This is a genomic window from Fredinandcohnia onubensis (assembly GCF_002734285.1).
Lineage (GTDB): Bacteria > Bacillota > Bacilli > Bacillales > Bacillaceae_L > Ferdinandcohnia > Ferdinandcohnia onubensis_A.
Genome location: NZ_NSEA01000018.1, coordinates 40,778 through 51,178, shown reverse-complemented (window position 1 = coordinate 51,178; position 10,401 = coordinate 40,778). Strand labels below are relative to the sequence as shown.

The 10,401-nt window shown below is 40.0% G+C and carries 8 protein-coding genes; 1 reads left to right on the top strand and 7 read right to left on the bottom strand.

The annotated features are described in order from the left end of the window. Positions 1–219: 219 nt before the first annotated feature. The 3 genes from CKJ95_RS23510 to CKJ95_RS17295 all read right to left on the bottom strand — a co-directional run bounded on the left by CKJ95_RS23510 (position 220) and on the right by CKJ95_RS17295 (position 4,580). On the bottom strand, positions 220–381 hold the full coding sequence (locus tag CKJ95_RS23510; RefSeq protein ID WP_180271565.1) for a hypothetical protein: 162 nt from the start codon (positions 379–381) through the stop codon (positions 220–222). 200 nt (positions 382–581) lie between these two features. After that, the gene (locus tag CKJ95_RS17300) at positions 582–1,349 is read right to left on the bottom strand and encodes a MerR family transcriptional regulator (RefSeq protein WP_099354698.1); all 768 of its coding nucleotides are present in this window, start codon (positions 1,347–1,349) and stop codon (positions 582–584) included. A gap of 147 nt (positions 1,350–1,496) precedes the next feature. Beyond that, the gene (locus CKJ95_RS17295) at positions 1,497–4,580 is read right to left on the bottom strand and encodes an efflux RND transporter permease subunit (protein WP_099354697.1); all 3,084 of its coding nucleotides are present in this window, start codon (positions 4,578–4,580) and stop codon (positions 1,497–1,499) included. A gap of 98 nt (positions 4,581–4,678) precedes the next feature. On the opposite strand from CKJ95_RS17295, the gene CKJ95_RS17290 reads away from it, so the two are divergent. Further along, entirely contained in the window at positions 4,679–5,497 is an 819-nt protein-coding gene (locus CKJ95_RS17290) for a TetR/AcrR family transcriptional regulator (RefSeq protein ID WP_099354696.1), read from the top strand. 68 nt (positions 5,498–5,565) lie between these two features. Here the strand turns inward: CKJ95_RS17290 and CKJ95_RS17285 are convergent, their stop codons facing one another. The 4 genes from CKJ95_RS17285 to CKJ95_RS17270 all read right to left on the bottom strand — a co-directional run bounded on the left by CKJ95_RS17285 (position 5,566) and on the right by CKJ95_RS17270 (position 10,400). After that, positions 5,566–6,828 carry a glutamate-5-semialdehyde dehydrogenase gene (locus CKJ95_RS17285; RefSeq protein ID WP_099354695.1) on the bottom strand — a complete coding sequence of 421 codons (1,263 nt, stop codon included), beginning with the start codon at positions 6,826–6,828 and terminating at the stop codon, positions 5,566–5,568. Between the two features lie 200 nt (positions 6,829–7,028). Then, positions 7,029–8,150: a glutamate 5-kinase gene (gene proB / locus CKJ95_RS17280; RefSeq protein ID WP_099354694.1), complete on the bottom strand. Its 1,122-nt coding sequence runs from the start codon at positions 8,148–8,150 to the stop codon at positions 7,029–7,031. A 97-nt stretch (positions 8,151–8,247) separates the two neighbouring features. Next, positions 8,248–9,102 (bottom strand): pyrroline-5-carboxylate reductase, encoded by an 855-nt coding sequence (proC, locus tag CKJ95_RS17275; protein ID WP_099354693.1) that lies wholly within the window; start codon positions 9,100–9,102, stop codon positions 8,248–8,250. A gap of 320 nt (positions 9,103–9,422) precedes the next feature. Further along, positions 9,423–10,400, bottom strand: a complete 978-nt coding sequence (locus tag CKJ95_RS17270) for an asparaginase (protein WP_099354692.1) — start codon at positions 10,398–10,400, stop codon at positions 9,423–9,425. Position 10,401: the final 1 nt, after the last annotated feature.

Below are 10,401 nucleotides of genomic sequence, written 5' to 3'. Positions count from 1 at the left end.
ATTCTGACTCTCCTCTGCTGATTTCCTACTCGCTCTGTCCCAATCACCTCTCTATTCTGACTCACCTCTGCTGGTTTCCTACCCCCTCTGTCGCAATCAGCACCTAATTCTGACTCGATTCTGCCATTTTTCAGTGCTCGCTGTTGCAATCAGCACTCTATTCTGACTCACCTCTGCCGATTCCCATTCACTCTGTCGCAATCAGCACCTCATTCCGACTCAATTCTGCCGTTTTCCTGTGCTCGCTGTCTCAATCAACACCTCATTCCGACTCAATTCTGTCAATTTCTTGCTCTCGCTGTCACAATCAACACTTCTTTCCGACTCATCACAGACGTTTTCTGGCTCTCGCTTCGCAATAATTGCTCTATTCTGACTCAACTCAGACAACTTCCCACTCTCGCTGTCGCAAGTAGTGTTCTTCTCGGATACCAAACAGTTGATACCCACACTTTCTGTTCGGATTGAAACACTACATTCTGGTAACACTCAGGTAAATTCCTACACAATAACGTACGAACTGAAACACAAAAAAAAAGAGCGAGACCTCTAAGATCTCACCCCAAAAAAACTCATACACCCTATTCACTCTTTTGCCCTGTGTACGCAAATATCGCATCTCTCAAGAATTCTGCGGTTCCTGGCTGTTCCTTGTCATAATAAGCTGTGAATCTCTCGTCATCGACATACATTTGCGCCAAGCCTGCATGTGCTTCTTTACTATATTGTGGCCAAAAATACATAATCCACTGCTTATGCAATTCAGCCGCTTTCTGGCCAAGTTCTCCGGCTGGATCGCCGGTCTTCATCGCATTACTCAAAGTCTCCATTAACTCCTCGGAAAGACGGGTCACCGCCTCATGATCCTCTTTAGACATATTCATGAATTTCTCGTTTGATTGTTTAACTGTTTCATCGCCATATTTTTCACGGATTTCTTTTCCGTATTTTTTCTCATTTTCCTCGAGGGCTTTCTTTTTGAAGCCTTCAAATTTTTCTTGGTCAGACATACTAACTCTCCCTTCTTTTTGCGCAATTGTTTTTTCGACATTGGCAATGAGTAGATCGATTTTTTTTCGTTTATCAAGGAGCTGCTCTCGATGTTCTTTGAGTGCTTTGGATTCATCAAAGGCAGGATTGGTCATTATTTGTTTGATATCTGTTAGATTGACCCCGAGTTCACGGTAAAAAAGAATTTGTTGAAGACGATTGACTTCATTTTGGCCATAAATTCGGTAGCCCGATGAATTGATTCTTGCCGGCTTAAGAATTCCAATTTCATCGTAATACCTTAAAGTTCTTGTGCTTACTCCTGCTAGTTTTGCTAGCTTTTGTACCGTATACTCCATCTCATCACCCCCTGATAATTTCAATTTACACCCTTACGCAACGTTAAGGTCAACACATATTCACATAAATTTTTTAGCCGAACACAAATATGACTTCCAATACAAAAAGCCCCACAAGATATGTATAACCTTGTAGGGCCAAAAGAATTAGTTTTCTTGAATGTTTTTACGGTCTTTCTTAAAGATTTTAGACAAAATTTCATAGACGATTGGCACGACTAGAAGTGTTAATAGAGTCGAACTTGCGAGTCCACCGATAACAGTAATACCAAGTCCTTTCGAAATTAAACCTCCGCCACCTTCGCCAAATAATAACGGAATTAACGCACCCATTGTGGCAATTGCTGTCATTAAGATTGGACGTAAACGTGTTGCACCAGCTTCAAGAACAGCTTCACGCATTGTTAATCCATCACGTTCCATATGAATAATTCGGTCTACTAGAACGATGGCGTTTGTAACCACTATACCGATCAACATCAACAGACCCATCATAACCGATACCGAAATGGTTTCATCTGCTATCAATAATCCAACAAACGAACCAATAATCGCAAATGGAAGGGAGAATAGAATCGCAAACGGTGCAACTCCTTCACCAAATGTTACAACAAGGATGAAGTACACAATGGCAATCGCTGCGAGCATCGCAAGACCTAGTTGAGTAAATGTTTCAACCATGTCTGCTTGAACGCCGGCAATATCAAGTGTTACGCCTTTTGGAAGGTCTAGCTCATCAACTTCTTCTCCAACTTTAGCTGTCACTTTTGAAATATCATCGCCAATAATAGTTCCTGAAACGGAAGCATAGTACTCACCTTTACTACGAGCAAGTGTATTTAGGGCTGTACCTTCTTTAACCGTTACTAAATCAGATAGAGGCATAGTTGTACCCACTGCTGTTGGTACTTGTGTTGCAAGAAGATCGTCTATTGATTCAGGTGTAGCTACTTCTTCCTGCTGAACAACAACCTCTAATGTATTTCCGTCTTTTTCAACAGTTGTGATAACCTCTTGTGAGCGGTCTGGATTTAGCATCATCACAATTTGACCAGTTGTAAGTCCAAATTGTAACAGTTCATCCTGCTCAACATTGAAAGTGTACTCTACATATGCATCCTCAGCACTTGACGATACATCCTCTAAGCCGTCTGCATCTTTCATGACACCTTCAACCATATCAACTGCATCATAAAGCTTATCTAAATCTTCACTGTATAATGTATAACTTACTTCATTTGTGCTCATTGACATAGAAGAGAAATTCTGGCTCTTCCACTCACCTGATTGGCCAATATTAAACACATACTCTTCGACTTCTTCGCGGACTTCTGGGAAGTTCTCCATTTCCGGATCAAATATGAGGTACATGAGCGCACCGTCACCGCCGCCTCCCATCATCGCTGCCATTGGGTCGCCGCTTTCCGTAACAGAAACCTGAAGAATATCAATATCTTCTCGTTTTAATAGCTCTTCTTCAACCGTTGCAACATTATCTAAGGTTTCATCTTTTAACTCACCAGTACCTGGCGTGTAAGTTAGATACATTACCTTTTCTTCTTCACTACCCATAAAACTAAAACCAATAAGCGGTGTTAATGCTAAGCTACCGACCAATAATAATACTGACAGGACAGACACAATAATTTTATGATTTAGTGACCAATTTAAAATGCCTTTATACCAGTTTGCAAGCTTACCTACTTCTTTATGCTTTGACTCTGTTTTTTCCACATAGAGCTGTTTCTTAAATAACGTATGTGATAAAGCAGGAACGATTGTAATCGCAACTAGCAAGGAAGCCCCTAAAGCAAAAGTCATTGTTAATGCGAACGGCATGAACAATTCTCCAACCATACCGCCTACAAAAATTAACGGTGCAAATACCGCAACCGTAACTAACGTGGAGGAGAGGATTGGCTTGAACATTTCTAGCGTTGCTTCACGAATTAAGGCACGACCATTTAGCTTTTCTTCTTTTAAATGTAATCTTCGATAAATATTTTCAACAACGACGATGGAGTCATCAATTACACGTCCAATTGCAACGGTAACTGCTCCTAGTGTCATTAAGTTTAGCGTAATATCCATCCACTTCAGTAGCAATAATGCCATAAAAATTGAAACTGGAATTGAAACAATAGAAATAATTGTTGATCTAAAATTTCGAAGGAAAAGCAGGATAATCAAGACCGCGATCAAACCACCAAATAGTGCTTTTTCTACCATTGTTGCAACTGATTTTTCAATTGGCTCTCCTTGGTCAAGTGAAACATCAATAACGAGACCTTCAACTCTTTCCTGCTCGTCATCAATAAGCTCCTTTACTTCGTTTACCACATCCACTGTGTTAGCTTGCTGCTCTTTAACAATTTGAATGGCAATGGCATCTTTTCCGTTCGTACGAGATACGGATTGAACACGTCCAACCTCTTCAATTGTAGCAATATCACCAAGCTTCACGAATGGCTGTGGATTATTTTCAGTAGGTGTAACAGGAATTAACATTTCCTTTAACTCATCTGCTGTCATGAACTTTCCGTCAATCGCAACAGCTTGTTCACCTTCTTTAAATTCAAAAAGTCCTAGTGATACTGACATATCACTTGCTTGGATCATCTGTTTGACTGAATCCTCTTTTAAGTCAAGCTCAGCCATTCTTTCACTATTATAAGTAAGTTGTACTTCTTCAATATGTTGGCCTGTGATTGTTGCAGAACCAACCCCATCAAGCTTTTCAATCTTAGGAAGCAAAACATCTTCTACTGTTGATGTTAATTCCACAATATCTTCTGTTGTACTACTTACGCTTAATGCCACAACCGGCATCATATTCATACTAATTGCTGTAATAACAGGCTCTTGTGCAGCTTCTGGCAATGTAACTGCATCTAACGCAGATTGGAGGGCACGCTTTGCCTCATCCATATCCTCACCATATTCATATTCAACTTGAATATTAGCCATGTTCGAATAGGAATTGGAATAAACAGATTTAACCCCATCAAGTCCTTCAACCGCTTTTTCAATTGGCATCGAGACATCTTCCATTACCTGTTCAGGAGTTGCACCAGGATATACATCCATAACCATTAGGAAAGGAATCGATATATCTGGAATCGTTTCTGTCTTCATTTGTGTACCTGAATATATTCCAGATACCGTTATAATAATCGTTAATAACCAAACTGCTAGTTTGTTTTTTAATACAAAGTTGGCTATACCTCTCACACTTACACCTACCCTAGATTGACTTATTAAACCCATTTATTTATAATAATGACCAATCAGTCATTTGTCAATAAAAGAAAACGGGAGAGAACCACGAAATGGTGAAAAAAAAACTTATAATGGAAAAGGCGCTTGAGCTTTTCGCAAAGCAAGGTTTTGAGGCAACATCCGTACAACAAATAACTGATCAGTGTGGGATTTCAAAGGGAGCTTTCTACCTCTCTTTCAAGTCAAAAGATGAACTAATCATCGCCCTAATCGACCAGTTTATGGAGCAAATTTTTTCTGATATTGACCACTTAGTCAAAAACAAAAAAGATACAGAAAATCTTCTGTTTGAATATTATTATGTAAGCTTCCAGTCATTTAAAGAACACTCTCAGTTTGCGAATATATTAATGAAAGAGTATACACAGTCTCTCAACGAAAAACTAATTCTTAAAATGCATTATTATGACAAACTAGGTAATACAGTGATTCTTTTGATGATTGACCGCATTTATGGAGAAAAAGCGGAGCATATAAAATATGACCTACTTTATTGTATAAAAGGTTTTATGAGAATGTATTCGGAGCTCTTTTTGTATCAGCTTGTTCCGTTGGATATTGACCTCCTTTGTCAGTCCCTAGTGGAAAAAACAGATTTATTAGCTCATGGTATGACCCTTCCTTTTCTAAAAAAAGAGCTTATGGAATCATCTACGCAGGGTGAGGTCACGAAGGAACAATTGACTTCGATAATTGAGGAGAAAGTAAAAGAAATGGAGGATTCCATTGAAAAGGAATCCCTGCAGCTATTGAAAGAACAGGTGGATGAACGAACATTTAGCCCTGCCATTATAAAAGGACTACTGGAAAACATCCGGAATCATCCACATTGCAAATGGATTGCCTATTTACTAAGTAGATTTTTTTAGGGACAATGAACTTTTCCCTTTCACTCAAAAACACGGCAGAATCTTTATCATTCTGCCGTGTTTCGTTATTATCTTATTTGCCCATTTCCGGTCATTAAGAATTTTACTGTAGTTAATGCTGGTAGTCCCATTGGTCCACGTGCATGAAGCTTTTGAGTTGAAATGCCGATCTCCGCTCCAAAGCCTAGGGCTCCACCATCTGTAAATCGAGTTGAAGCATTGTGATAAAGAGAAGATGCATCGACAAGCTTCATGAACACATTTGCTGTTTCTTGATTTTCTGTAATAATCGCTTCTGAGTGCTTTGTTCCATACTGTTCAATATGGTCAATTGCTTCGTGCACATCTTCAACGACCTTCATCGCAATGTGCAAACTCAAGTATTCATTTGCCCAATCCTCTTCACCTGCCGGGATAGCGTTTGGGATAATTGATAGTGACTGCTCATCCCCATGCACTGTAATAGAATGTTCCTGTAATGTCTTCACAAGGGCGTCCTTATGCTTTAGCAACCAATCCTTATGTATAAGGACTGTTTCCGCAGCATTACAAACAGCTGGGCGATCCGTTTTTGCATTCACAAGGATAGGCAACGCCTTATTGACATCCGCTTCAGAGTCAATATAGACATGGCAGTTTCCAACACCTGTTTCTAGTACAGGTACTGTCGCTTGTTTAACAACCGTTTGAATCAAAGATGCCCCGCCGCGTGGGATAAGTACATCAATATATTCCTTCATCGTAAATAGCTGCCCTGTAGCTTCTCGATCCGTACTTGCAATAAATTGAACAGCTTCCCTTGGTATCATCGTATGTTCAAGTGCATATTGAATAACCTCAACGATTGCTTTATTTGTGTGAATCGCCGATGAGCCGCCTTTTAAAATAATCGCATTTCCTGATTTCAACGCGAGCCCAGTTGCGTCAACCGTTACATTCGGTCGTGCCTCATAAATCATCCCGATAACACCCAAAGGTACGGTTACTTTTTTCACCTGTAGGCCGTTTTCTAATGTCCAATCTGAGATGACTTGGTCTGTGGGGTCCTCCAAAGCAGCAACTTGGCGAAGTCCCTCTGCAAAATCAAAGATACGTTCCTTTGAAAGGGTAAGTCGATCCATGAATGCTGGCGAATATCCGGCGTCTTTACCTTTTTGTAAATCAACCTTATTTGCATCTAAAATGGTTTCAAAGCTTGCTTCCAAATGTTCAGCTAATATATATAATGCCCTGTTTTTATCGTCAGTTGATAGAATACCTACTTGTTTAGCCGCTTTTTTTGCTTCACGGGCTTGATTTCTAATATCTACATTTTCTTTTACTAAAGTCACCTAATTCCTCCTTTAATCAAATGCGCCTTGGCGTATTTACCGCCCAGATTTTAGGCCCACACGATGTGGGTCATAAAGACGTTGCCACAGGAAGTGGCGTTCTTAGTCTTTAATCTTACGCTCGAAAAACTACCTCTAAAAATCTGTGGCATCCGCCGGAGGCTTTGACTTTATTCAGTCGGGCTACCTACTGAATAAAGTTAAACTCCGATTGTGATTGGTGCATCAATATGGCAAACAAAATCTCCCATTTCCATAATGACAGTCGAATCTAATACTTGATCTGTTTGAGACTGTAGCATCCGTTCCAAATCCTCTGAAGAGATTTTCACCAATCCTCGGGCAATTTCTTCTTCATCCAAATCCACTACACGGACAACAGCGCCTTTTTCAAACCTACCTTCGACCTGAAGAATTTCCTTTAGCCGTAGGCTCTTTCTGTTCTTCACAATTCTCTCTGTAGCATCGGCATTTATGATTATTTCTCCCTTGGATCCTGAGTGAAAGGCTATCCACTTTTTCTTTTGATTAAGTATAGTCACAGATTTTTTACAATCAAAATACGTACCCGTCGCCTTTTCTTCCACAGCATCCACGATGATATTTTCTTTATTTGCATTTCCTAAAAAGGTGGAAATCCCAGAAGCCATTGCAATCTTCACGGCTTCAATTTTAGATTTCATGCCACCTGTACCAACAGCACTTCCAGAACCACCCGCAGCATTCTCGATTTCATCTGTAATTTCAGACACTCGCTCAATTAGCTTAGCATCCTCATGTGCCGTCGGGTTTTTATCATATAGACCATCTATATCAGATAAAATGACCAGTTGGTCGGCATCCACTAATCCAGCTACTTTAGCCGCCAATGTATCATTATCACCAAAGTTCAAACGCTCTGTCGAAAGCGTATCATTTTCATTAACGATAGGAATAATCCCCCGTTCTAATAAAACGTTCAATGTGTTGCGAACGTTTTGGTAACGTGATTCATCCAAAAAGTCGCTTCTTAAAATCAAGATTTGCGAAGCTACATATCCGTGTGATAAGAAGAGGTGGGAATAGGATTCCATTAATAATCCTTGACCAATCGATGCAGCTGCTTGTTTTTCCGGCAATGAATCTGGGCGTTTAAGACAGCCAAGCTTTCTATATCCAGCAGCGACTGCCCCTGATGATACAAGGACAACCTCGTGCCCTGCATCCTTCAGCTCGGCAATTTCATTCGTCAGTTTTTCTAGTTTTATCTTACTAATTTCTCCGTGACGACTCGTTAACGAGCTACTTCCGACCTTAATAACAACTCTTTTTTCTATGGACATCCGATCAATCCTTATCTGTTTTTGTTTTTGATTTTGATTGCCGGACGATAATACTTTTACAAGCGCTTATCGCCCGTAAAAGGGTTATATGCTTATGTTAAACAGCTTGAACTTTTTTCTCAGTAGCACCTTCAAGCTGTGAACTGATTTCCTGGGAACGCTTTGCCGCATGCTTAATAGCTTGTGAGATCGCCTTACCGCCACCATTTTTATCTAATGCTGCCAAACCTGCAGCTGTTGTACCATTTGGGGAAGTCACATTTTCTCGTAATGTGGTCGGTGTCTCATTCTGTTGCTGAATCATTTTTGCTGCCCCGACAATCGTTTGAGCAATAATATCTCTTGTCACTTTTTCTTGTAATCCTGCTTTTCTCACTGTTGCTTCCATATGCTCCATTAGGTAATAAATATAGGCAGGTCCGCTACCCGCTACTCCCGTAAACACATCCATTTGGTCTTCTGGGATTTCGTAAACTTCTCCAATTGATTCAAGTAGGTCTTTTGCTAGCAACATATTTTCAGTAGTAGTCGAGGAACCAGCCGAAATTGCTGTTGCAGACTCTCCAATCATGCTAGATGTATTCGGCATCACACGAATCACCTGTTGCCCCGCTGGTAAATGCTGCTCCATGTAGGTTGTGGTAATACCCGCTAAAACGGATAAAACGAGTTGGTTCGGTTGAAGTGAATCTTTGATGGACTGTAATGCAACTTCTGCATCTTTAGGTTTCATTGCGAGGACGATCATATCGATATTTTGTAGGTTTAGTTGTTGGCTTGTTAAACCTTTAATTTTATAAGTTTCTTCAAGTTGTTGTAGTCGTGCTGTATTCGAACGGTTGGTAACAAAAATCTGATTCGAAGGGACTTTTCCAGCTGCAACAATACCTGAAATCATTGCCTCTGCCATTGATCCTGCCCCTATAAAAACGATTGTTTTTTCATGTAACATCAAATGTCTCCCTTGTGGTAAAAATTTTAACAACGTATTTATCGTAACATCTTTAAAACCATTATCAAGGGTATCTCGGAAAGTCATATGCATATGATTCAATTAGCGAGTGTAAACGCTACCAAAGTAAGCTAATCACATCAAACCACCCTCTATCCGCTCAAAACATGCCTGAGCCAATAATTTGCCAGTTAGTGGGACAAGGGGACAGGTCCCTCGTCCCAAAATGTTACAAACTACTACTAAAACCGACAAAAAGGACAGGTCCACTGTATTTGCATATTTTGCAAATAACAAATAAACCTATCCTCTTTCAGAATTTAATGATGAAAATGACCTTCATTTATATCTTTAATACCGGCAGCTATCAGAACCGCTAATTTAATTCGGGCCTTCTTGCTGTCATAATCACCTGCTAATAGGATCCCCGCATTTTGTAAGGACCAAGCACTTCCTGGGAAGTCATAAACCGTCTTTACTTCCCCCTCCTCAGCACTTGTTGTAAGAAGTACATATATTCCTTTTTCAACCGCTCTTTTTACACTCTCGATGATGTAAGGTGGTGCATGACCCCTACCAGGGGCTTCTACAATAATTCCTTTAGCCCCATAATCTGCGGCACAATCTATAAACTTACCATCTGAACCAAGTGAGGTTTTTACGAGTTCAACAGTAGGTAATGAGGTTTTTAAAGTATAAGTTTCTCGTTTTACCGGTTTTTGATAGATAAATATTGTCTCTTGATCCACAATTCCTAGGTAACCGAAGCCAAAAGACGTAAATCCATCTACGTTTGAAGCATGTTTTTTCTTAATGTATCGCCCAGAAAAAATCCGCTCATTAAATAAAGCAACCGTTCCAAGCCCCCTACATTCTTGAAATGTAGCTAATAGAATGGATTGGCGCAAGTTAACAAAAGCATCCGTTCCATTCACTTGAGGTCCCCGCTGTGAACCAGTGATCACAACTGGCCTTTCATCAGCGATAACTAAATCTAAGAAATATGCCGTTTCTTCTAATGTATCCGTACCATGGGTGACTACGACTCCATCTATATCTGGGCTTTCAAAGACTTCTTCAATCTTTTCCTTCAATGTAATTAAATGACCAAACGTCATATGATTACTAGGTATCTGAAAGACAGATATCACATCAACATCTATATATGAAGGGAGATCACACATTTCAGATAGTTCTTCACCAGACATCACACCAGCTGTTAATAGCCCCGTTTCTGGATTTCGTTTACTGGCAATTGTCCCTCCTGTACTTAACATAATGATTTTTTTCTTATCCATG